The following is a 22,454-nucleotide window of genomic DNA, read 5'->3' on the forward strand; positions in this document are numbered from 1 at the left end:
CCCGCGGCGGACCGGTACCTAGGATATCGATCAGCGCAGGGCCAGGGTCAGCAGCAGCGCCCGTGCGGCGTTGAAGCGGTCTTCGGGCAGCGGCAGCGGATGCTTGACGCGCAGCTTGTCCGGGCCTTCCATGGCATAGAGGTTCGGTTGCTTCTGGATCAGCTGGATCACCGCCATCGGATCGATGTTCGGCTTGGATTCGAACACGATGCGGCCGCCGTTCTCGCCCAGGTCCAGTTTGCGGATGCCCAGCGTGCTGGCCTGCAGCTTCAGCTCGGCGATGGCGAACAGGTTCTTGGCCGCATCCGGCAGCAGGCCGAAGCGGTCGATCATCTCCACCTGCAGCTCGCGCAGCGCATCGCTGTCGCGCGCGCTGGAAATGCGCTTGTACAGCGTCAGTCGGGTGTGCACGTCCGGCAGGTAGTCGTCCGGAATCAGCGCCGGCACATGCAGTTCGACCTCGGCGCCACGCGCTTCTTCGCCGGCATCGATGTCGGGCAGATGGCCCTGCTTGATGCTGCGCACGGCGCGTTCCAGCAGCTCGGTGTACAGGCTGAAGCCCACTTCGGCCATCTGTCCGCTCTGGTCCTCGCCGAGCAGTTCACCGGCACCGCGGATTTCCAGATCGTGCGTGGCCAGGGTGAAGCCGGCGCCCAGTTCGTCCATCGAGGCGATCGCTTCCAGGCGCTTTTCCGCGTCGGGCGTGATCGAACGACGGTCGGGTACAACCAGGTACGCATAGGCGCGGTGGTGCGAACGACCGACGCGGCCACGCAGCTGATGCAGCTGGGCCAGGCCGAAGCGGTCGGCACGGTTGATGATGATTGTGTTGGCGTTGGGGATGTCGATGCCCGATTCGATGATCGTGGTCGACAGCAGCACGTTGAAGCGCTGCTTCTGGAAGTCCAGCATCACCTTTTCCAGCTCGCGCTCGGGCATCTGCCCATGGGCGATGCCGATGCGCGCTTCGGGCACAAGTTCGGACAGCTCACGCTGCATGCGGCCGATGCTTTCCACATCGTTGTGCAGGAAATACAGCTGGCCACCGCGTGCCAGCTCGCGCTGGAAGGCTTCGCGCAGCAGCGCGTTGTCCCACTGGGTGATGAAGGTCTGCACCGCCAGCCGGTTCGGCGGCGGGGTGGCGATGATCGACAGATCGCGCAGGCCGGCCATCGCCATGTTCAACGTACGCGGAATCGGCGTGGCGGTCAGGGTCAGCAAGTGCACGTTGGCTCGTAGTGCCTTCAGCGCCTCCTTCTGGCGCACGCCGAAGCGCTGCTCCTCGTCGACGACGACCATGCCCAGGTCCTTGAACTTCACGTCCGGCTGCAGCAGGCGATGGGTGCCGACGATGACGTCGATGGTGCCGGCGGCGACCTTCTCCAGCTCGGCCTTGATCTCCTTGGTGCTCTTGAAGCGCGACAGCACCTCGACCTTCATCGGATAGTCGGCGAAGCGGTCGCGGAAATTGCGGTAATGCTGTTCGGCCAGCAACGTGGTCGGCACCAGCACCGCCACCTGCTTGCCAGCGCTGGCGGCGGCGAACGCGGCACGCACCGCGACTTCGGTCTTGCCGAAGCCCACATCGCCACAGACCACGCGGTCCATCGGCTGGCTGCTGGCCAGGTCACGCAGGGTGGCGTCGATGGCGGCCAGCTGGTCCGGGGTCTCCTCGAACGGGAAACCGGCGGCGAACGGCTCGTACATCGCGCGGTCCACCTGCAGTGCCAGTCCGGCACGCGCCTGGCGGCGGGCCTGGATTTCCAGCAGCTCGGCGGCCACGTCGCGCACCTTCTCGGCAGCCTTGCGCTTGGCCTTGCTCCACTGCTCGCCACCCAGCGAATGCAGGGGTGCGGTCTCGGCCGAGGCGCCGGAATAGCGGCTGATCAGATGCAGCTGCGCGACCGGCACGTACAGCCGGTCGCCCTTGGCGTATTCGATTTCCAGGAATTCGCCGGGCATGCCACCGACGTCCATCGCGATCAGTCCGCGATAGCGGCCGACACCATGGTCCTCGTGCACGATCGGCGCGCCTTCGGTCAGCTCGCCGAGATCGCGGATGATCGCTTCCGGCTCACGTCCGGCGCGGCGCGTGCGGCGCGTGCTGCCCGCGCGCTCGGGGAACAGCTGGCGTTCGGTCAGCACCGCGATGTGCGGTGCGTCCAATGCGAAGCCGTCTTCCAGCGGCGCCACGGCAATGGCGAAGCGTTCGTCGCTGGCCAGGAAGGACAGCAGATCGGCCACCACTGGCGGCTTCAGCTCGGCGGCCTGCAGCACTTCCAGCAGGGCCTCACGGCGGCCGGGTGAATCGGCGGCAATCAGCACGCGGCCGGGATAATGGCCGAGGAAGGATTTCAGTGCGTCGCCGGCCGGCGCCTCGCGTGCGGCCACCGGCAGCGGCGGCAACGGCTGGTCGCCCAGCGCATGCGCCTCGGCAATGCGCGCGTGATCGGCAGCCCATACCTCGATGCGCGGTGCGTCGTTCAGACGCTCGCGCAGCAGGTCCGGGGACAGGTACAGCGCCGACGGTGGCAGCAGCGGCCGTTCAACATCATGGCGGCGTTGCTCGTACCGTTCGCCGGTCTGCGTCCAGAAGGTCTCTGCCGCTTCAGCGGCACCGACGCAGACCACCGGCAGGCTGCCGGCAGGCAGGTAGTCGAACAGGGTGGCGGTGCGCTCGAAGAACAGCGGCAGGTAGTACTCGATGCCGGCCGGGGCCAGGCCCGATTTCAGATCCTGGTACAGCGAACTGCGGCGGGTATCGACGTCGAAGCGCTCGCGCAGGGTGGCCAGCACCCGCGCGATGCTGGCGTCGTCCATCGGCACTTCGCGGCCGGGCAGCATGTGCACCGCCTCGACCTTGTCCAGCGAGCGTTGGCTTTCCGGATCGAACGCACGGATCGAATCGATGTCTTCGTCCAGCAGCTCCACCCGCAGCGGCTCGTCGGCGCCCATCGGGTAGACGTCAAGCAGGCCACCGCGCACGGCGAAGTCACCCGGGTCCATCACCTGCGGCACGTTGCGGTAACCGGCGCTTTCGAGGCGACGCTTCTCCGCTTCCAGGTCCAGGCGCTGGCCGACTTCAAGATTGAAGCTGCCACCGATGACGTAGCTACGGGGCGCCAACTGCTGCAGCAGGGTCTGCACCGGCACCACCACCAGGCCACGCTTCAGCGTGGGCAGGCGGTGCAGGGCGGACAGGCGCTGCGAAATGATGTCCGGGTGCGGGCTGAAGCGGTCGTAGGGCAGCGTTTCCCAGTCCGGGAACGCCACCACCGGCAGGCTCGGGTCGCCTCCCAGCAAGGTATGCAGATCCGCTTCGAGCTGGTTGGCACCGTGGTTGTCACGGGCCACCACCAGTACCGGGGCGTCATGCGTCCGCGCGGCCTGGGCCAGATACCAGGCCAGGGCAGTGGGCGAGGCGGGGGCGCGCCACCAGGCGCGGAGCTGGCCGGCACGGGGCAGCGGCGGGGCGGGGTAGGGAGTACGCGACATGAACTGCGGATTTTAGCAGAAGCCCCCGCCGGGCCCATGATCGTTACGTGACCGGGGTAGCGCCGGGCCATGCCCGGCGAGCGCAGCGGTCGGATCAACATCGCCGGGCAGGGCCCGGCGCTACCGTCAGTTGTCCAGCTCCAGCACCATCCGCACCAGGCCCTCGGCCCCGTTCGGGTGCGGCACCGGCTTGAAGCCCAGCGAGGCGGCCAGCTGCTTCATCGGCTCGTTCTCGGCGGCGACATCGCCGTACAGGCGGTCCAGGTACTTGCCGCGGCCCCATTTCACCAGCTTGCGCATCAGCTGGCGGCCCAGGCCCTGGCCGATCAGGAACCGGCTGATCAGGATCGCGTACTCGGCTTCGCGGGTACCGGGGATGATCGAGGCACGGGCCACCGCGCCGACCACGGCCTCACCGGCCGGCAGCGACTCGGCGGCGACCAGGGTGATCTCGGTCTTCGGATTGGGGTGGGTCAGGCGCTGGGTGGTTTCCGGCGACAGCTCGGTCACCGACTGCAGGAAACGGTCACGGATTTCTTCCGGCCCGAACAGGCTGAAGGCGGCCTGCAGCGGCGCGCCATCTTCCGGGCGGATGGGGCGGATCAGCAGCTCGTGGCCGCTGGGAGCCTTGAAGATCTCATGCCAGGGCGGCATGCGGTTGCGAGTGGCCATACCGGGTGATTCCTTGGTGGTCCATCGATTGTGTCATCACCGGGGCTGTATTCCGTGAACGAAAGGCTCACGGTCGTACAGCCTCGTGAAGGCCCTTATTCGGCCGTCTTCAGCCAGTCCAGGCGGGTGCTGGCACCGGGTTCGCCCAGATGCTGGCGCAGCGCCGGCAGGGCCGGGCCGACCACGCGGTCGAACTGCCAGGGCGCATTGAGCACCAGCATGCCACTGCCGTTGAGGCGCAGCGGCGAGTCGTCCGGGCGCACCAGGAACTCGATGGTCATCGCCGACTTCACCGGCAGTGCGGTGGCTTTGCGCAGGAAATGCAGGATGGTGCGGCGCTGCTTGATCGGGAACCAGACCGCACAGGTGGCCTGCGGCCAGCGCGCCAGGGTCTCGGCCAGCGCGGCCAGGATCGCTTGGTACTCGGCATCCTGGGCCTCGTAGGGCGGGTCGATCAGGACCAGGCCGCGGCCGATCTTGGCGCCGTTGGCCTTGGGCGGCAGCAGCGAGCGCAGCAGCGCGTAGCCGTCACCGGGGTGTACGCCGACGCGGCTGTCATGGGCGAACAGGGTCTTCAGCGACGCGGCTTCGTCCTCCTGCAGCTCGCACACCGCCATGCGGTCCTGCGGGCGCATGGCCTGCGCGCTCAGCAGCGGCGAGCCGGGGTAGGCGATCATCGCGCCGACCGGATTGTCGGCCTGCACTGCCTTGAGGTAGCGCTCGACCACCTCCGGCAGCTTGGGCTGGGCCATCAGCCGCATGACCCCGGATTCGGCCTCAAGGGTCTTGCGGCTTTCTTCGCTGGCCAGCAGGTAGCGGCCGGCACCGCCGTGGGTGTCGAGCACGAAGAACGGGCTGTCCTTGCGCTTGAAGCTGTCGATCAGGGCCAGCTGCACGATGTGCTTGAGGACATCGGCGTGGTTGCCGGCGTGGAAGGCGTGGCGATAGTTCATGGGCGGCAGTGTACGGGGCGAGGGCCGCAGCGGCTATGCTGCGCGCCATGACAGCGCCTGTTACCCATGTCCTGGTGGTTGAAGACGAAGCGGCCATCGCCGAAACCGTGCTCTATGCGCTGCGCAGCGAAGGCTATGCGGCCAGCCACAGCCTGCTGGGCGGGCAAGCCCTGCAGCAGCTGCAGGCCGGCGATATCGACCTGGTGGTGCTGGATGTCGGCCTGCCGGACCTCAGTGGTTTCGAGGTCTGTCGCCGGCTGCGCGCCCTGCCGGGGCCGGTGGCGCAGGTGCCGGTGATCTTCCTGACCGCACGCAACGACGAACTCGACCGCGTGCTGGGCCTGGAGCTGGGGGCCGACGACTACATGGCCAAGCCGTTCTCGCCGCGCGAGCTGGTGGCGCGGGTGCGTGCCCGGCTGCGGCGTGCCACGCCCGCTCCGGCCGCCTCGGGTGCCGAGACCGGCTGGCAGGAACATGGTGCCTTCGCCATCGATCGTGAAGGCCGCCGCATCCGCTTCCAGGGCCACGCGCTGGACCTGACCCGCTATGAATATGCCCTGCTGGAAGCGCTGCTGCAGCGCCCCGGCGCGATCCTCAGCCGCGCCCAGTTGATGGACCGTGGCTGGGACAGCGCCGCCGACAGCGCTGACCGCACCGTCGACACCCACGTCAAGACGTTGCGCGCCAAGCTGCGGGCGGCCGGCGCCAGCGGTGAGCCGATCCGCACCCATCGCGGCCTCGGCTACGCCCTGGAGGTCTGACGGGTGCGTCTGGTCCTGAAACTGTTCCTGGGCTTCTTCCTGATCGTGGGCATCGCCGCGTTCTTCGTGATGCGCGTGTTCGTCAATGAAGTGAAGCCGGGCGTGCGCCAGGCGATGGAATCGACCCTGGTGGACGCGGCCAATGTGCTGGCCGAGATGGCTGCCGCCGACGTCAAGGCCGGCACCATCCGCAACGGCAGCTTCACCCGCAACCTGGCCAAGGCCCGGCAGCGTGACCTGAAGGCCATGGTCTGGCGCTTCCCCAAGCGTGCGCTGGACTACCGGGTGACGATCACCGACGCTAAGGGCATCGTGATCTACGACTCGTTGGGCCGCGACGTGGGCCGCGACAATTCGCGCTGGAATGATGTCTATCGCACGCTGCGCGGCGAGTACGGCGCGCGCTCCAGCCCGGAAACGCCGGGCGATGACAGCAACACGGTGATGCACGTGGCCGCGCCGGTGTACGACCCGGTCGATGGCAGCACCCTGATCGGCGTGCTCAGCCTGGCCCAGCCCAACCGCAGCATCGACCCGTTCATTGCCGCCAGCCAGCGCGCCATCATCGAACGCGGCGCGTGGCTGATCGGCCTGTCGGCGCTGGTGGGTGTGCTGGTGACGATGTGGCTGACCAACGGCCTGGGCCAGCTCAGCCGCTATGCGCGGGCAGTCAGCGCCGGTGAGCCGGTGCCACCGCCCAAGCGCCGCAACGATGAGATCGGCGAGCTTGGCCAAGCGCTGGAGACGATGCGGCGCAAGCTGGAAGGCAAGGCGTACGTCGAACAGTATGTGCAATCGCTGACCCACGAGATGAAAAGTCCGTTGGCGGCGATCCGCGGTGCGGCCGAACTGCTGCAGGAGCCGATGGCCGACGCCGACCGCGCGCATTTCGCACGCAGCATCGTCGACCAGCAGGAGCGGCTGACCGAAACCATCGACAAGCTGCTGGCGCTGGCCGAGGTCGAGCAGCACGGCTGGTTGCAGACCCGTGATCCGATTGCCTTGCCCGCGCTGCTGCAGGAAGCCGCAACGGCAGCGCAGGTACGCGCGCAGGCCGCCGGTGTCGAGCTGCTTATCGACGAAGTCCCTGATCTGCGCGTGCAGGGCGATGGTTATCTGCTGCGGCAAGCGCTGCACAACCTGATCGACAACGCCATTGCGTTCTCGCCGCCCGGGGCACAGGTGCAGCTGGATGCACAGCTGGACGGGCAGGGTGTACGCCTGCAGGTTGCCGACCGTGGCGCGGGCATTCCCGATTACGCACGCGAGCGCGTGTTCGAACGCTTCTATTCTCTGGCCCGACCCGGCACCGGCCGCCGCAGTTCCGGCCTCGGCCTGCCCTTCGTGCAGGAAGTCGCGCGCCTGCATGACGGCCGCGCCGGCCTGCAGCCGCGCGAAGCAGGCGGCACCGTGGCCAGCCTGTGGCTGCCGCTGGCGATACCTGGGCAGCGCCAGCGGCGCTGACTTCACACTCGCTTCAAATTCGCCACAAACCCTGCTCACCGCAGCGATCCATCCTGCAGTCCTCTCCAACGAGGACGGACGATGAAATCCCTGAAGATGCTGCTGCGGTTCGCCATTGTCGGCGGCCTGATCCTGCTGCTGCTGATCCCGCTGTTCCTGATCCGCAGCGTCATCACCGAGCGCAGCGCCTATCGCGAAGAGGCCTATTCGCGGGTGGCCGAAAGCCGTGCCGGTACCCAGCGCGTGGTCGGGCCGGTGCGCGTGGTGCCGTGGTCCAAGCGCGAGCTGGTGGAAGTGGTCGATGCGCAGGGCAACAAGAAGACCGAGCTGCAGACCACCCAGGGCTACTGGTTGCAGCCGCCGGCCACCCTGCAGATCAGCGGCGAGCTGCTGCCAGGCCAGCGTTCGGTCGGCCTGTTCAAGGTGCCGGTGTACAGCTGGAATGGCCAGCTCAAGGCGACCTTCAGCGAGGATGACTACCCGGAGCACGATGGCACGACCTATGGTGAGGCCTACATCGCGCTGGGCGTGTCCGATGCGCGCGGCCTGGTCGGTACGCCGAACCTGCGCGTTGATGGACAGCAGGTCAAGCTGCTGCCGGGCGTGGCCGGCGCATCCGCACTGGGCCGTGGGCTGCATGCACCGATCGCCGGCATCTCGCGCAGCGGAGGCACCCTGGCGGCCAGCAGCGTGGAACTGGAACTGCAGCTCGATGGCAGCCGCTCGCTGTCGGTGGTGCCGGTGGGCGATGACAACCAGATCGCCCTTCGCTCCAGCTGGCCGCACCCGTCGTTTGCCGGTGCGTTCCTGCCCAACGAGCGGCGTGTGAATGCACAGGGCTTCGATGCACGTTGGGCCGTGTCCTCGCTGGCATCGGACGCGCAGCAGCGACTGCACGAAGGCGATGACCTGGACGCGCAGGCGGTGCAGGTCTCGCTGGTGGACCCGGTCGATACCTATACCCAGGCCGACCGCGCTTCCAAGTACGGCGTGCTGTTCGTGGTGCTGACGTTCGTTGGCTTCATCCTGTTCGAGCTGATCAAGTCGCTGCGCATCCACCCGCTGCAGTACCTGATGGTCGGCCTGGCGCTGGCGATCTTCTTCCTGCTGCTGATCAGCCTGTCCGAGCACATCGCCTTCTGGCAGGCCTACCTGGTCTCGGCGCTGGCCTGTATCAGTCTGCAGGCGGTGTACCTGGCCAACGTGCTGGGTCACTGGAAGCGCGGCCTGGGCTTCGCCGCGATGCTCACCGTGCTGTACGGCGCGCTGTATGGGCTGCTGGTGTCGGAAAACAATGCACTGCTGATGGGCTCGCTGCTGCTGTTCGTGATCCTGGCGCTGGCGATGTGGGTGACCCGTCGGGTCGACTGGTATGCCCTGGCCGAGCAGAAGTAAGGAGCACGCCATGGGTTGGCGCCAAGGATTGCAGCAACGGGCACGACAGGGCATTCCCTCCCTGCTGGAAGTGGATGCGCTGCTGCAGGCGCATGGGGTGTTGGCGGCTTTGCCGGGGGCACGGATCGCCCCCGGCCTGGTCCGCTTCCAGCTGGCCGCCATCACCTGCGAGGGACTGCAGCGGCGTGGGCTGGACTGGCTGCGGGAGGCGCGGCACGGACGCGGAGCGCTCGCGGGCGAGGTGCCCCGTTACCGGCCATGGAAGGCCGGGGCGGCGGCATTGTCGGAGATCGGCATCGACGGGCTGCCTGCGGAGTGGCCGGAACACGCCACCGTGTTTGGCTGCAGCAGCATCGACCAGCGGCATTGGCTGCTGCTGTTGCCGGAGCGTGCGCAGCTGTGGCTCGGGTGGAAGGGGTGACAGCCGCGCAAGGCCCCATCCACGCATGGCGTGGATCTACCAGATGCCCATGACCGATGGGACGGGGGCCCGGCGCCCTGGCTGGCTAGACTCGACCGGTTGATGATCGAGCCGAAGGGCAGGGGTGCGATGTGCTGAAGTGGGGCGTGCTGGCAGTAGCGCTGGCGATGGGTGGCAATGCGGTGGCGCAGCAGCGCGAGCCGGTGGACCTGGACATGGTCGGCAAGATCCGGCAGCAGGCGTTCCACAAATCGCAGGTGATGGACACCTTCAGCTACCTCACCGAACGCATCGGGCCGCGCCTGACCAATTCGCCGGCGATGGGCCGCGCCAATGCGTGGACCCGTGGCAAGTTCAGCGAATGGAAGCTGGACAATGTCCACGACGAAGCCTTCGACGAATTCGGCCGTGGCTGGGAATTCACCTCGGCCAGCGTGGAGATGCTGGGCGATCGCGTGCAGCCGCTGCATGCCCTGCCCAAGGCGTGGACGCCGGGCACCAGGGGCCCGGTCGAGGGCGAACTGCTGCAGGTGGACATCAAGAAGCCTGAGGACATCGAGAAATATCGCGGCAAGCTGCGCGGCAAGATCCTGCTGCTGGGCGAAGCACGCGAATACAAGCGTGGCACCGACGCCGATTCGCACCGGCACGACGCCACCTCGCTGGAAGGCCTGCAGGAGTTCACCCTGCCCAAGGACAAGGACGTGGCCGCCGACCGTGCCAAGCGGGTCAAGGAATACCAGGAGAAGCAGGCGCTGGCGGCGAAGGTCAACGCGTTCTTCGTCGAAGAAGGGGCGCTGGCCTCGATCAGCATCAGCAGCTGGGACAACGGCATCATCCGCGTGGCCGGTGGTGGCTCGCGCAAGGCCGGCGAGTCGGTCGGCATTCCCGAACTGGCGATGATCGCCGAGCACTTCAATCCGCTGGTACGCGCGCTGGAAGCCAAGCAGAGCGTGCGCCTGCGCGTGGATGTGGCCGCTCGCTTCACCGATGAAGCGGACCAGCCCGGCTACAACACGCTGGCCGAGATCCGCGGCAGCAGCAGGCCCGACGAAGTGGTGATGATCGGTGCGCACCTGGATTCCTGGCACAGCGGCACCGGTGCGGCCGACAACGCGGCCGGCGTGGCGGTGATGATGGAGGCCATGCGCATCCTCAAGGCCAGCGGCGCCAAGCCCAAGCGCACCATCCGGGTTGCGCTGTGGAGTGGCGAGGAACAGGGGCTGATCGGCTCGCAGGCATACGTGGCCAAGCACTTCGGTCGATTCCCCGAACCGACCGACCCGGCGCAGAAGGCGCTGCCGGCCTCGCTGCGCGAACCGACCGGTGCCCTGCAGAAGACCCGCGACTACGGCAAGTTCCAGGTCTACTTCAACATGGACAACGGCTCGGGCCGTTTCCGTGGCATCTACGCACAGGAAAACCTGGCGGCCATGCCGATCTTCGAAGCGTGGCTCGCCCCGTTCCATGACGTGGGTGCAACCACCGTGGCCACCCGCAACACCGGCAGCACCGACCACATCAGCTTCGACCGCATCGGCCTCCCGGGCTTCCAGTTCATCCAGGACAAGCTGGACTATTTCAGCAACGTCCACCACAGCCACCTGGACACGTGGGACCACGCGGAACCGGAAGACCTGAAGCAGGCCGCTGCCATCGTTGCCTCCTTCGCCTACCACGCCGCCATGCGCGAGCAGCCCTTCCCGCGCAAGCCCGAGCCCTGAAAAGGGGACGGAGGGGTCAGGTCGTATTTCCCCTCCATTGCCCGCGCATCCCCGCAGGAGCGGGGGAGTAGCGACTTGATCCCCTCCGTCCCCTTTTTCCGCAGGGGACGGAGGGCTGGTAAAATCGGGGGATACCCGTTCCTCGAGCCCTCCATGACCTGCCGCACCCGCTTCGCCCCCAGTCCCACCGGCTACCTGCATATCGGTGGCGCCCGCACCGCGCTGTACTGCTGGCTGGAGGCCCGCCATCGTGGCGGCGAGTTCGTGCTGCGCATCGAGGACACCGACCGCGAACGCAGCACCCAGGGCGCGATCGACGCCATCCTGGAGGCGATGGAGTGGCTGGGCCTGGACTACGACGAAGGTCCGTTCTACCAGACCGAGCGCGTCGCCCGGTACAAGGAAGTGGCCGAGCAGCTGATCGCCGACGGCAAGGCGTACTACGCCTATGAAACCCGCGAAGAGCTGGATGCCATGCGCGAGGCCGCGATGGCCAGGCAGGAAAAGCCGCGCTACAACGGCGCCGCGCGCGAGCAGGGGCTGCCGTACCGGGACGACCCGAACCGCGTCATCCGCTTCAAGAACCCGCTTGAAGGCACGGTGGTGTTCGATGACCTGATCAAGGGCCGTATCGAGATCGCCAACAGCGAACTGGATGACATGGTCATCTTCCGTCCGGACGGCTACCCCACCTACAACTTCGCAGTGGTGGTGGACGACTGGGACATGAAGATCTCCGAAGTCATCCGTGGCGACGACCACATCAACAACACCCCGCGCCAGATCAACCTGTACGAAGGCATCGGCGCGCCGGTGCCGAAGTTCGGCCACATGCCGATGATCCTGGACGAGCAGGGCGCCAAGCTGTCCAAGCGCACCGGCGCGGCCGATGTGATGCAGTACAAGGACGCCGGTTACCTGCCCGACGCGCTGCTGAGCTACCTGGCCCGGCTGGGCTGGTCGCATGGCGACCAGGAGCTGTTCAGCCGCCAGGAACTGATCGACCTGTTCGACGTGAAGGACTGCAATTCCAAGGCCTCTCGCCTGGACATGGCCAAGCTGGGCTGGGTCAACCAGCACTTCCTGAAGACCGAGGAACCGGCCGCGATCGCGCCGCACCTGGTCTACCAGCTGCAGAAGCTGGGCCTGGACGTGGCCGCTGGACCGGCGCCGGTGGACGTGGTGATCGCCCTGCGCGAGCGCGTGCAGACCCTGAAGGAAATGGCCGAGAAGGCCGTGGTCTGGTACCAGCCGCTGAACGAGTACGATGAAGCGGCCGTGGCCAAGCACTTCAAGGCCGGTGCGGAACTGCCGCTGGGCAAGGCCCGCGAGCTGCTGGCAGCCCTGCCGGAGTGGACCGCCGAGGCTGTTGGCGTGGCCCTGCACGATGCAGCTGCGGCGCTGGAAATGGGCATGGGCAAGGTCGCCCAGCCGCTGCGCGTGGCCATCACCGGCACCCAGGTCAGCCCTGACATTTCCCATACCGTGTACCTGGCCGGCCGCGAGCAGGCCTTGAAACGCATCGATGTGGCCATCACCAAGGTAGCAACGGCCTGAGCCCACCGGCCCACGCCCGAACTGGAGAACGCGCATGTCCGCCAAAACCGCCTGTACGGCCCCGCACCACCATGTCCACGACGCTTCGGATTTCGTGGCGGTGGTCGAGCGTGTCTCGCGTGAGCGCGGGCTGCGCCTGACCCCGATCCGCGCCAACGTGCTCAAGCTGATCGCCGAGGCCGGCAAGCCGGTCAAGGCCTACGAGCTGCTGGAGTGGGTGCGCAACGGCAAGGGTGTGGGCGCTGATGCCCCGCCTACCGTGTACCGCGCGCTGGATTTCCTGATGGCCAATGGCTTCGTGCACAAGCTGGAATCGGTCAATGCCTTCGTGGCCTGCCACCATCCCAGCAGTGCGGCCCATTCGGTGCCGTTCCTGATCTGCAACAGCTGCCACAGCGCGGTGGAACTGGAAGACCGCGAGATCGTGACCCAGCTGGAGAAGCGGGCCAAGGAACTCGGTTTCCAGCCGCAGGCACAGACGCTGGAAGTGCACGGGCTCTGCGCCCGCTGCGCCGGCTGACGGAACGGTAGTGCCGGCCGCTGGCCGGCATCCTCGCGATTGGGGTCAGATCCCTTTGCCAGTGGCAAAGGGATCTGACCCCATCTCACAGATGCCTGCGCAGATGCTTCAGCACTGCCTTGCGTGCGGCGATCAACTCCGCATCCTCCAGCACCCGTGACTGCACCCAGTCCAACGCCTCGGCAACGCGTGCGCCGCGCGCGGCATACAGCGCCATGCACTGGCGTTGCGGCGTCGGCGCTTGGCCCCACGCGCGCTGCACACGCTGCAGCAACGTCTGTTGGATATCCGTAGACACCGCCACACCCTTGTCGAACGACAGCAGCACGTTCAGCGCAGCCAACGCCCGCCAAGGAGCTGACGTGGGATCATCCTGGCTGAAATCGGCCTGTCCGCAGAACGCCAGCAGGGCGGCAACCGAAGCCTCGCTGCGCACCTCTTCCAGCACCCCGATCGCGTAGTTCGCCATGCGCGGCTGATCCAGCAGCGGCAACATCGCCGCCACGCCGCCATGGCCGAAAGCCGCACAAGCCCTTGCCCACGGCGCCATCGGCGCGAAATGCGTGCCATCGCCGTTGTACTGGAACTCCTCGCGCCAGCCATGCAGCGCGCACAGACGTTCAATCTCGGCTGCACCTTCGGCACCATGCTCCAGCACGAAGCCGATCAAGTCTTCCACCTCGACCGCACCGCCATGCTCCAGTGGCGCAGAACCCTTGGCCGCCTTGCGGGCCAGTGCGTTGATTTTCATCGTTGTCGTCTGTTCCTGCAGCAAAGCAGTCGAGCATGGCTCAACACTACAAAAAAAGCGGAGCCGCGCGCTTTCGCTTTTGATTTTCATCCTTTGATTCACGTGGCTGACGCGCACGGAACCTGTCCGTGGCCGGGTGGGTGGGGTAGGCGGGACCGCAGGCGCCATGGATGGCGCCTACGAGCCCCCAGGGATGGGTTCACGGCGTGTCCCGCCTGCCTCACCCACCCGGCCAATCCCACCAATCCAACCGCAACGATCAGCCACGAGGGGCTCCGCCGGTTGCTGCCTTCGACGAAGCCGCGCAGTCAAGCAGGCCAGCGTTTAGTCCATCGGCTTCGTCGCAGTATCCACCCGCACGATCACCGACATGCCCGGCCGCAACCGCGCCGCCAGTTCTTGCTCCCCGTTGATCGAGATCCGCACCGGCAACCGCTGCACCACCTTGGTGAAATTGCCGCTGGCATTGTCCGGGCGCAGCACGCTGAACTCCGAGCCCGTGGCCGGCGCGATCTCTTCCACGCGGCCACGCAGCACCTGGCCCTGGAACGCATCCACCGAGAACGACGCCGGCTGCCCGATCGCCATCTTCCAGGTCTGGCCTTCCTTGTAGTTGGCCACCACCCACAATGCATCCGGCACCAGGAACAGCAGCTGCGAACCGGCCGCCACGTACTGGCCCACGCGCACGCTGGCCTCGCTGATCTGCCCATCGCGCGGTGCATGGATCACCGTATTGGCCAGGTCGATGCGCGCCAGTTCCAGCTGTGCCTGCGCACTTTCCACCTGCGCCTCCAGGCTCTTGCGCGAGACCTGGGTCGAGACCAGGGTCTCCTCGGCGATGCGGATCTGCGCCTGCGACTGCTGCACGCTGGCCTGTGCAGAGGCCTGGCTGGTGCGGAATTTGTCGCGGTCGTTGATCGATACCAGCTGCTGCGCCGCCAGCTCCTCGTAGCGCTTGGCCTCATTGCGGGAGCGCTGCAGCTCAGCCTGTCCCGCCGACAGCGTGGCCTGCGCCGAAGCGATCTGCGCGCGGTTCTGCGCCTGTGACTGGTCCGAATTGGCCAGCGCCGCGCGCGCGCTGTCCAGCGTCGCCTGGGCCTGCGCCACCCGCTGCGCATAGATACGGTCGTCGATGCGCAGCAGCGGCTCGCCCTGCTTCACGTGCTGGAAATCCTTCACCAGCACCTCAGTCACGTAACCGTTGACCTGCGGCGCCATCACCGTGATCTGCCCGCGCACATAGGCGTTGTCGGTCACCATCACGCTGCTGGTGAACGGCCACAGATGCCAGGCGCGCAGGATCAGCGCGATGCCCAGCAACGCCACCACCACCATCACCACCACGCTGCGCGAACTCGGTTTCAGGTACTTCGGTGCGGCGGCCGGCGCGGCCGGCGTCGCCGCAGGTGCTGCATCGGTGGGCGGTGGCGGGGTGACGTTCTCGGCGGCGTCGGTGTCGTCTGGACGGGGCGGGACGGGAGGCATGGCGATGGACTCAGCGCGGTGCCGCGGTCGCAGCCGCAGCGGAGGAGGAAGGATGGCGCTTGCGCCATTGTTTGCGCACGGCAGTACGCAGCGACAGCAGCAGCAACCAGCACAGGAAGCCGATTGCCAGCCAGCCGCTCAGGGTGAACACATCGTTGAAGCCACGCACGTTGGCTTCGCGGCGGGTGGTCTGTGCCAGCTGCGCGCTGCCCTGTGCGCTGCGCAGCACCGGGTCGGTGATCTGCGCGGCGTACAGCTGCTGCTGGAGGCGCAGGCGCTGCGCCACCACCGGGTCGGCGGGATCAAGCTGGCTGGTCAGGGCGCTGGAATACAGCTGCTCGCGATGCAGCTGGAAGGTTCCCAGCACTGCCGAGCCGGCCAGTCCGCCCAGCGTCTGGGTGATCGACAAGGTCACCAGGAAGGTGATCATGTGGTCCACGCCTTGTTTCAGCGCGGCCGAAATGCCGAGCATGATCAGCGGGCCCATGAACATGCCGGCGCCCACCGAGGCCAGGAACTGGCTGACGTAGAAGTCGTGTGGTCGATCCAGGCTGGTGCGGTGCTGGTCGAAGAACGCGGCCGCGCCCAGCAGCAGGATCGCCATCAGCAGCTGCGCGATCAGCCGCTTCGGGCCGAAGGTGATCGCCGCGCCGGCGATGCCGGTGACCACGCCGGCCAGGATCACCACGAACAGCGGCCGCATCTGGTCCGGCCCCATGCCCAGGGTGCGCATCAGGTTGACCACGCCGTAGGACTGTTCGGTGGTCAGGAAGCGGATCAGGAAGGCGCCGACGATGAAGTGCATCACCGGCAGCGTCGCCAGCCAACGGATCTGCAGCAGCGGATTGCGCCGGTAGTGTTCGATGATCAGGGCGGTGGTGGTCAGCGCGATGGAGGCGATCAGCGCCCAGCCCAGCCACGGCGTGTTGAGCCACCAGCGCGTGTAGCCCTGCGCGAGCACGATCACCAGCAGGGCGACGGCGGGTGCGAGCAGGGCGAAGGTGAGGAAGTCCAGCGGTTCGAAGGCCTTGACCTGGATGCCCGGTGGCAGCTTCAGCACAACCACGGCGGCAAACGCGCACAGTGCCAGCCCTGCTTCGAACGAATACAGCTGGTGCCATTGACCGGTATCGACCAGGCCCGGCGAGACGATCCAGGCAATCGGCACCGCCAACTGCGACAGGCCAACGCCGACCACCAGCAGGTTGCCGGTGAAACGGCGCGGCAGTGCCTGCAGCATGTACAGCGTACCCAGCGTCGAACATGCCGCGCCGGCGAAACCGCTGGCGGCGCGGGTCAGCATGGTGGTCTCGAAGCTACCGACGAACAGGTGCAGCACCGCCAGCGCCGCATACAGCCCCAGGCCGATCTCGGCGAACAGGCGGATGCCGTACTGCTGGCGGAACTTGAAGGCCAGCAGATTGGCGGTCACGTTGACCATGGCGTAGGCGGCGACCAGCCAGCTGCCCTGGGTGGGCGTGAGTGACAGTTGCCCCTGCAGGAAAGGCAGGTTGGCCGTTACCAGCGCGTTGCCAAGGCCGCCGGTGATGGCCACCAGCAGCGAGACCAGTGCATAGGCTGCACGCCGATAGGGCGGGTGCCACGGCATCGACGCCGAACCGGGCATGGTCGGCTTCTCGTGCTCCTCCCAATCCGGCACCGGCTTGAGGTACGGCTGCACCATCAGCGTTCCCCGCTGGCTGCTCCCTGGAGTCCCCCGCGCAGCAGCTGCAGGGCACGCCCGGCCAACTGGGCGCGCTCATCGCGGGTCTTGCCGCGCAGGGCCGCACCCAGCATGCCCGAGATCAGTGAAATATCCGTCTTCTCCAGGTCGGGCCGGCACAGGCCAGCGGCCTTGGCGCGGGCGATGGGCGCTTCCAGCAGGTCGCGCACGGTCTCGCGTGCGGTGCGCATGGCCGGAACATCCGAATCCACCGCGCGCCAGTAGTCGGCCAGCGCAGGCGAATCGACGATGCGCTGGGCCATGCCTTCGAACACCTCGAACAGGGCGTCGTCGCGGTCGCCAAGCTGCTCGACCTGGCGGCGGATGCGGTCGACCGTGCGCTGCAGCAGCGCTTGGATCAGCGCCGTACGGTCGGGGAAGTTGCGGTACAGGGTGGCGCGGCCGACTTCGGCACGCTCGACCACCAGGTCCAGCGGCGCGGTCACGCCATGTTGGCCGAACACATGGTCGGCGGCATCGAGGATGAGGGCTCGGCGGGCAGCAGCATCGGCACGTTGGGTGGTCATGGCTTCATTTTCGGACAAACATGTCCGGATGGCGAGAGACGAATGGCGACGGGATTGTCCGCTTGTTGTCGTACGCACATCTTTGTGACGCCCGCGTGAGGGGTGACTGGGATGACCAAAAAAACGGGGGGCCAACCTGGGCCCCTCGGGAGAGAACGACAGCACGCAGCCATCAAAGTCGGTAGATCCACGCCATGCGTGGATGCGCTTATCAGTAGATCCACGCCATGCGTGGATGCCCCATCAGAAGAACGCGCGGATCCCGAAGGCGACACCACGGCCCGGCAGCGGCGAGTAATCCTTCAGCAGCGAGGTGTGCGGACGCACTTCGCGGTTGGTCAGGTTGCTGCCGTCCAGGAACAGCTCGTAGCTGTTGCTGTCGCTGCGGTCCCAGCGGTAGGCCAGGTGCGCATCGACCAGGGTGTAGCCGTTGCTCGGCGCCTCGTTCTGCGCAACGTCCTTCTGCCGGCTGTAACGCACCGCGCCCACCGAGGCACGCCAGCCATCCTTCGCCCAGCGCAGGTCGGCGCCGACACGGGCCGGGGCGATGCGCGGCAGGTAACCGGTGTTGGCCAGTTCCACGCTGTAGTTGTGGTTGTGGTCACCGTGCGGCACGGCGATGTCGAGGGTACGGCTGCCGTTGCCGTCCAGCTTGGCCTGCACGTAGTCGCCGAACACGCGCAGGTCCCAATCGCCGGCACCGCCTTCGAACAGGTGCACCAGCGCTTCGGCCTCGGCGCCCTTGAACACCGCGTCCTGCTGGGTCCAGGCACGCACCGGCAGGCTCTCGGTCACGCCGGTGTCAGCCAGGTAGATGAAGTCCTTGAACTTCGTCTGGTAGATCGCGGCGGAGAAATCGAGGCGCTCGCTGTGGGTGTGGATGCCCAGTTCGATGCGCTGGCCGCGCTCGGTCTTCAGGTTGGCATCGCCGATTTCCAGCGAGCGGGTGGCGATGTGTGCACCGGCGGCGTACAGCTCTTCATTGGTCGGCGCGCGCTCGGAGCTGTCCACGCCGATGCGCAGGTCGACGGCATCGTTGAGCTTCCAGATGCCGGCGGCCGACAGGTTGGTCGCATCGAACTTGCGGCGCTGGTAGTCGCCGGTCGGGTCCAGCTTGACCTGGTCGTGGCGGCCGCCCAGTTCCAGCTTGAACGGGCCGAACTGCTTTTCCTGCAGCACGAACACGCCGATGTTCTTGGTGCCGGTATCCGGCACGAAGGCTTCTTCACCCTTTGCGCCGAAATCGCTGTTGCCGACCTGCAGGCCGAAGGCGCCGTCCCAGCCGCCGATCTGCTGCTGCACCGCTTCCAGGCGGCCTTCGATGCCGCGGTTGGTGAAGCGGGTGGACGGCGTGCCGGCTTCCAGCTCCACGTGTTCGTAGTCGGTGTAGGCCACGCGCGCGTTGATGTTCTTCAGGAACGACACCGGGTTGTAGATACCGGCCTTGGTCTCGAAGCGGTTCTGCACCATGTCGATGCGCACGTCATGCTCTTCACCTTCCTCCTCCTCGCCATGGTCGTGGTCGTGACCATGGTCGTGGTCATCGCCGTCGGCATGCACATGGGCGCCGTTGGGAATGCCGTAGTTGGTGCGGTAGGTGCTGGCAGAGACGCCGAAGTAGCCGTCTTCACCCAGCCAGGTGGCGCCGACGCCGCCGGCGCGGGTGCGGATGGAGCTGTTGTCCAGGCGGCCGCGACGCGGCTCTTCGCCTTCCTCGCCTGCGTGGTCGTGGTCATCGTGGTGGTCTTCCAGGCCGTCGATCACCGCGTAGCCGGGAATGCGGAAATCGTCGCCATTGCGCACCAGGCCATCCACGTGCAGCACGACATTGCCGCTCACGCCGTCAAGGCGGAACATGCCGCTGCGCTCGTCGTTGACCGAGTTGCCGCGCAGTTCGGCGCGGCCGCTGAGCGGACGGTCCGGCAGTTCGCGCGCGATGCGGCCATCGACCACGTTCACCGCGCCGCCGATCGCGCCGCTGCCGAACAGCAGGGTTGCAGGGCCCTTCAGCACTTCGATCTGGTCGGCCAGGAACGGCTCGATGCTGGTGGCGTGGTCGGCGCTGACGGTGGAGGCGTCCATGTTGCCCATGCCGTTGGACAGCACGGCCACGCGCGGCCCTTCCTGGCCGCGGATGATCGGGCGGCCGACGCCGGGACCGAAGAAGGTGCTCTGCACGCCGGGCAGCTTGGCCACGGTGTCGCCGAGGGTGCCGGCCTTCTGCTCGTCCAGGCGCTCACCGGCCAGCACTTCAACCGGACGTGCCAGCGATTCGGCATCACCCTGCAGCGGCGACGCCGTGACCTGCACCGAGGACAGCTCGGTCAGGTGGCGGTCACGATGCGAATCATCGTCGGAGGCCGCAAAGGCGACGGACGGCAGCAGCGCAGCGAGCGCCAGGGCCAGGGAATGCGGCTTGAAACGAGGGTGGTGGGAGGGCATGGGCGGTCCTTTGTTACATTGTATCAATAGGGTGGCGCACGAATCCCGTCGGCGGGACAGGGGGAGCGGAACCGTGCGGGTCGGGAAACGATGTTATATTATTCCATAACGATTCGCCGCCCTGCTGGAAGTCATGCCTTTGCCCTCACGCCTGCGCCACCTGCTCGATCGCTTCGGCGCCACCGGTTCGATGCTGTGCGCGGTGCATTGCGCGGTGATTCCGCTGCTGCTGGCAGCGGCACCCTCGCTGGGCCTGTCTTTCTGGCTCAGTGATGGCGTGGAAAAAGCACTGGTGGTGTTCGTGACCCTGCTGGGCTTGTTCAGTCTGGTCTGGGGCTATCGGCGGCACGGCGCGCTGCGTGCGCTGGCGTTCCTGATTCCCGGCCTGGTCGCTCTGTGGGCCGGCGTGCTCTACGACCCGCTGCACCACAACGCGGTGCCGCACGCGGTGGTGATGACCCTGGGCGGGCTGCTGGTCGGCATCGCGCATCTGGTCAACCTGCGCCTGAACCACGGCCACGTACATGACGCCAGCTGCGCGCACTAGGTGCTCCGTGGTAGGCTTTCCGATCGTGCGCGGGGGCGCCCAGCAAGGCGGCCCCGCCGAACCCGTGTCAGTACGGGGTAACCAGATTTCACATTTGAGGAGTTGAAGACATGGGTAAGGGTGACCGCAAGACCGCCAAGGGCAAGCGCTACAACGCCAGCTACGGCAACGCCCGTTCGCACACCGCGAGCAAGGTCGCCGTAGGCGCCGCTGCCCCGGTTGCCAAGAAGACCGTGGCCAAGGCTCCGGCGAAGAAGGCTGTGGCCAAGAAGGCAGTGGCCAAGGCCGGCTGATCCGCCGACCGACCGGTCCAAAGAAAACGCGGCGCTCGGCGCCGCGTTTTTTTTGCCCATTTTTGTAGAGCCGAGCCCATGCTCGGCTGGCGCAATGCAGCCGAGCGTGGGCTCGGCTCTACAACGTATTCAACGCAGGGTCTGCTTCAGCGCTTCCGGATTGCCATCGTTCGGCGCTTCCGGCACCTGCAGCAGGTGCGCCAGCAGCGGATAGAGGTCGACGTTGTCGAAACCGTCGATCACCAGGCCCTGCCGGAATGAAGGGCCACGAGCCACGAACACTGCGCGCATCGACGGCAACGCGTTGTCGTAACCATGCGAGCCGCGATCGGCATGCTCGCGCTTGGCGATCTTCTCGCGCGTCAGCGCGTCCCAGCCCTCATCCATCTGGCAGACGATCGCCGGCACGCGCGGATGGGTGCCGTAGTGCCAGCGCGCCGGCAGGTTTTCCTTCTTCCAGCATTCGTAGTGAGCATGACGGCCGAGCAGCGCACGCTCGGCCTCTGCCTCATGTCCCGCCACCGGCGCGAAGCCGACCGACTGGCCCGGACTGACGTTGCGCGCGATGCTGGGATCAACCATCGATTCGAGGGCGATCACCTGGCCTTCCGGCACCGATGCCATGCCATGGTCGGAGACCACGATCACGTTGGTGGTTTCGGTCAGGCCGTGCTGCTGCAATCCATCGAGCACCTGGCCGATGATCCGGTCGGCTTGCACGATCGCATCGGTGTACTGCCTGGAGTCCGGTCCGAAGTTGTGGCCGGCCTTGTCCACGTGTTCCATGTACAGCGTGGTCAGGCGCGGGGCATCGGCATCGGTCTGCGACAGCCAGTCAAGCACGGTCTGCGCACGCTGTTCCAAGGGTTCCTTGGCGTTGTACATGCGCCACTGGCTGGGCCGTGTGCCCTGGATCTCGGCTTCGCTGCCTGGCCATGACGTGGTGGCGGTGCGCACACCGACCTTCTCGGCACCCACCCAGATCGGTTCGCCGCCCCACCATCCGCTGTTGGTCACCGCGGTGCGGTCGTGCAGCGCGAAGCGCCCCAACGCAGCGTCGTCCATGCTGTTGTTGATGATGCCGTGGTGGTCCGGGCGCAGGCCGGTGACCAGCGTGTAGTGATTGGGGAAGGTGAGTGACGGATAGGAAGGCGTCATCCAGCGCGCACGCACACCACCGTCGATGATCCGCTGCAGGTTCGGGGTGAGGCCGCGATCCAGCGCATCGGCGCGCAGGCCATCGATGGAGATCAGCAGCAGCTTCGGCGGCGTGGCCGGGGTCGAGTTCGTGCCGCTTGCCGCAGCGATTGTCGAAGGCGAAGGCGTGGTGGTGCAGGCGGCCAGGGGCAGCAGCAGCGCCAGCGTGCAGGTCAGGCGTACGGATGTCATCCGCCCATGATAATCCGCAGCGATGACGTGCCAAAGACACGTGGCGCCCTTGGGCGGCGCGTGTCCACGCATTCTTCCTGTTTCCCGCGCCTGTAGGCAGACAGATTGCGGATGCTTCCATCCACGCATGGCGTGGATCTACCGTCACCGGGAACCTGTCAGGGGTGGGATGGATCGGGTATGCAGGACCGTTGGCGCCATGGATGGCGCCATCGAGCCCCCACGGACGGGTTTACGGCGTGTCCTGCATACCCGATCCATCCCACCAACCCTCAGGCAATCCAGAGCCGGCTGTTGCTTCGGCGGTTGCTGTTGCTCCGGCCTCGGCGGGT

General features: G+C 66.9%; 18 protein-coding genes. 9 read left to right on the forward strand and 9 right to left on the reverse strand.

Annotated features, from left to right (window positions below; genetic code table 11):
• Positions 1-30: 30 nt before the first annotated feature.
• The 3 genes from mfd to rlmJ all read right to left on the reverse strand — a co-directional run bounded on the left by mfd (position 31) and on the right by rlmJ (position 5,120).
• The gene (mfd, locus tag HFK18_RS02225) at positions 31-3,495 is read right to left on the reverse strand and encodes a transcription-repair coupling factor (protein ID WP_180164097.1); all 3,465 of its coding nucleotides are present in this window, start codon (positions 3,493-3,495) and stop codon (positions 31-33) included.
• Between the two features lie 126 nt (positions 3,496-3,621).
• Complete coding sequence (locus HFK18_RS02230; protein WP_025879325.1) at positions 3,622-4,167, reverse strand: GNAT family N-acetyltransferase; 546 nt, start codon at positions 4,165-4,167, stop codon at positions 3,622-3,624.
• 95 nt (positions 4,168-4,262) lie between these two features.
• The gene (gene rlmJ / locus HFK18_RS02235; RefSeq protein WP_132825582.1) at positions 4,263-5,120 is read right to left on the reverse strand and encodes a 23S rRNA (adenine(2030)-N(6))-methyltransferase RlmJ; all 858 of its coding nucleotides are present in this window, start codon (positions 5,118-5,120) and stop codon (positions 4,263-4,265) included.
• A 35-nt stretch (positions 5,121-5,155) separates the two neighbouring features.
• Between rlmJ and creB the strand changes: the two genes are divergently transcribed.
• The 7 genes from creB to HFK18_RS02270 all read left to right on the forward strand — a co-directional run bounded on the left by creB (position 5,156) and on the right by HFK18_RS02270 (position 12,962).
• Positions 5,156-5,881 carry a two-component system response regulator CreB gene (gene creB / locus HFK18_RS02240; RefSeq protein WP_100551975.1) on the forward strand — a complete coding sequence of 242 codons (726 nt, stop codon included), beginning with the start codon at positions 5,156-5,158 and terminating at the stop codon, positions 5,879-5,881.
• A 3-nt stretch (positions 5,882-5,884) separates the two neighbouring features.
• Positions 5,885-7,345: a two-component system sensor histidine kinase CreC gene (gene creC / locus HFK18_RS02245; RefSeq protein WP_180164099.1), complete on the forward strand. Its 1,461-nt coding sequence runs from the start codon at positions 5,885-5,887 to the stop codon at positions 7,343-7,345.
• A gap of 81 nt (positions 7,346-7,426) precedes the next feature.
• On the forward strand, positions 7,427-8,740 hold the full coding sequence (gene creD, locus HFK18_RS02250; protein WP_180164101.1) for a cell envelope integrity protein CreD: 1,314 nt from the start codon (positions 7,427-7,429) through the stop codon (positions 8,738-8,740).
• Positions 8,741-8,750: 10 nt separating this feature from the next.
• Complete coding sequence (locus tag HFK18_RS02255) at positions 8,751-9,161, forward strand: hypothetical protein (protein WP_180164103.1); 411 nt, start codon at positions 8,751-8,753, stop codon at positions 9,159-9,161.
• 131 nt (positions 9,162-9,292) lie between these two features.
• Entirely contained in the window at positions 9,293-10,885 is a 1,593-nt protein-coding gene (locus tag HFK18_RS02260; RefSeq protein ID WP_100551978.1) for a M28 family metallopeptidase, read from the forward strand.
• Between the two features lie 153 nt (positions 10,886-11,038).
• Positions 11,039-12,442 carry a glutamate--tRNA ligase gene (gene gltX, locus HFK18_RS02265; protein WP_049466461.1) on the forward strand — a complete coding sequence of 468 codons (1,404 nt, stop codon included), beginning with the start codon at positions 11,039-11,041 and terminating at the stop codon, positions 12,440-12,442.
• A 34-nt stretch (positions 12,443-12,476) separates the two neighbouring features.
• The gene (locus HFK18_RS02270) at positions 12,477-12,962 is read left to right on the forward strand and encodes a Fur family transcriptional regulator (protein WP_025879333.1); all 486 of its coding nucleotides are present in this window, start codon (positions 12,477-12,479) and stop codon (positions 12,960-12,962) included.
• A gap of 85 nt (positions 12,963-13,047) precedes the next feature.
• Here HFK18_RS02270 and HFK18_RS02275 read toward each other — a convergent pair whose 3' ends face one another.
• The 5 genes from HFK18_RS02275 to HFK18_RS02295 all read right to left on the reverse strand — a co-directional run bounded on the left by HFK18_RS02275 (position 13,048) and on the right by HFK18_RS02295 (position 19,893).
• Positions 13,048-13,830 (reverse strand): hypothetical protein, encoded by a 783-nt coding sequence (locus HFK18_RS02275; protein WP_180164105.1) that lies wholly within the window; start codon positions 13,828-13,830, stop codon positions 13,048-13,050.
• A 207-nt stretch (positions 13,831-14,037) separates the two neighbouring features.
• The gene (locus tag HFK18_RS02280; protein WP_100464157.1) at positions 14,038-15,201 is read right to left on the reverse strand and encodes an HlyD family secretion protein; all 1,164 of its coding nucleotides are present in this window, start codon (positions 15,199-15,201) and stop codon (positions 14,038-14,040) included.
• Positions 15,202-15,211: 10 nt separating this feature from the next.
• A complete protein-coding gene (locus HFK18_RS02285; protein WP_180164107.1) occupies positions 15,212-16,885 on the reverse strand; it encodes an MFS transporter in 1,674 nt (557 codons plus the stop codon).
• Positions 16,885-17,451, reverse strand: a complete 567-nt coding sequence (locus tag HFK18_RS02290) for a TetR/AcrR family transcriptional regulator (RefSeq protein WP_025879336.1) — start codon at positions 17,449-17,451, stop codon at positions 16,885-16,887. The genes HFK18_RS02285 and HFK18_RS02290 overlap by 1 nt, the downstream gene beginning before the upstream one ends.
• 243 nt (positions 17,452-17,694) lie before the next feature.
• Positions 17,695-19,893 carry a TonB-dependent receptor gene (locus HFK18_RS02295; RefSeq protein WP_180164109.1) on the reverse strand — a complete coding sequence of 733 codons (2,199 nt, stop codon included), beginning with the start codon at positions 19,891-19,893 and terminating at the stop codon, positions 17,695-17,697.
• A 133-nt stretch (positions 19,894-20,026) separates the two neighbouring features.
• Here HFK18_RS02295 and HFK18_RS02300 point away from each other — a divergent pair, with 133 nt between their 5' ends.
• Complete coding sequence (locus tag HFK18_RS02300) at positions 20,027-20,440, forward strand: MerC domain-containing protein (protein ID WP_025879338.1); 414 nt, start codon at positions 20,027-20,029, stop codon at positions 20,438-20,440.
• 110 nt (positions 20,441-20,550) lie between these two features.
• A complete protein-coding gene (locus HFK18_RS02305) occupies positions 20,551-20,733 on the forward strand; it encodes a 30S ribosomal protein THX (RefSeq protein ID WP_025879339.1) in 183 nt (60 codons plus the stop codon).
• A 129-nt stretch (positions 20,734-20,862) separates the two neighbouring features.
• Here the strand turns inward: HFK18_RS02305 and HFK18_RS02310 are convergent, their stop codons facing one another.
• Entirely contained in the window at positions 20,863-22,122 is a 1,260-nt protein-coding gene (locus HFK18_RS02310) for an ectonucleotide pyrophosphatase/phosphodiesterase (protein ID WP_180164111.1), read from the reverse strand.
• Positions 22,123-22,454 lie beyond the last annotated feature (332 nt).

The sequence above is a fragment of the Stenotrophomonas sp. SbOxS2 genome (assembly GCF_013416715.1).
Lineage (GTDB): Bacteria > Pseudomonadota > Gammaproteobacteria > Xanthomonadales > Xanthomonadaceae > Stenotrophomonas > Stenotrophomonas lactitubi.

What these genes read in the sequence shown, in the direction of transcription:
- creB (WP_100551975.1), top strand. Translation starts at nt 5,156, where the DNA reads ATGCTGCGCGCCATGACAGCGCCTGTTACCCATGTCCTGGTGGTTGAA.
- HFK18_RS02255 (WP_180164103.1), top strand. Translation starts at nt 8,751, where the DNA reads ATGGGTTGGCGCCAAGGATTGCAGCAACGGGCACGACAGGGCATTCCC.
- HFK18_RS02280 (WP_100464157.1), bottom strand. Translation starts at nt 15,201, where the DNA reads ATGCCTCCCGTCCCGCCCCGTCCAGACGACACCGACGCCGCCGAGAAC.
- gltX (WP_049466461.1), top strand. Translation starts at nt 11,039, where the DNA reads ATGACCTGCCGCACCCGCTTCGCCCCCAGTCCCACCGGCTACCTGCAT.
- HFK18_RS02305 (WP_025879339.1), top strand. Translation starts at nt 20,551, where the DNA reads ATGGGTAAGGGTGACCGCAAGACCGCCAAGGGCAAGCGCTACAACGCC.
- HFK18_RS02230 (WP_025879325.1), bottom strand. Translation starts at nt 4,167, where the DNA reads ATGGCCACTCGCAACCGCATGCCGCCCTGGCATGAGATCTTCAAGGCT.
- HFK18_RS02270 (WP_025879333.1), top strand. Translation starts at nt 12,477, where the DNA reads ATGTCCGCCAAAACCGCCTGTACGGCCCCGCACCACCATGTCCACGAC.
- HFK18_RS02310 (WP_180164111.1), bottom strand. Translation starts at nt 22,122, where the DNA reads ATGACATCCGTACGCCTGACCTGCACGCTGGCGCTGCTGCTGCCCCTG.
- HFK18_RS02300 (WP_025879338.1), top strand. Translation starts at nt 20,027, where the DNA reads ATGCCTTTGCCCTCACGCCTGCGCCACCTGCTCGATCGCTTCGGCGCC.
- HFK18_RS02290 (WP_025879336.1), bottom strand. Translation starts at nt 17,451, where the DNA reads ATGACCACCCAACGTGCCGATGCTGCTGCCCGCCGAGCCCTCATCCTC.
- HFK18_RS02295 (WP_180164109.1), bottom strand. Translation starts at nt 19,893, where the DNA reads ATGCCCTCCCACCACCCTCGTTTCAAGCCGCATTCCCTGGCCCTGGCG.
- rlmJ (WP_132825582.1), bottom strand. Translation starts at nt 5,120, where the DNA reads ATGAACTATCGCCACGCCTTCCACGCCGGCAACCACGCCGATGTCCTC.
- HFK18_RS02285 (WP_180164107.1), bottom strand. Translation starts at nt 16,885, where the DNA reads ATGGTGCAGCCGTACCTCAAGCCGGTGCCGGATTGGGAGGAGCACGAG.
- mfd (WP_180164097.1), bottom strand. Translation starts at nt 3,495, where the DNA reads ATGTCGCGTACTCCCTACCCCGCCCCGCCGCTGCCCCGTGCCGGCCAG.
- creD (WP_180164101.1), top strand. Translation starts at nt 7,427, where the DNA reads ATGAAATCCCTGAAGATGCTGCTGCGGTTCGCCATTGTCGGCGGCCTG.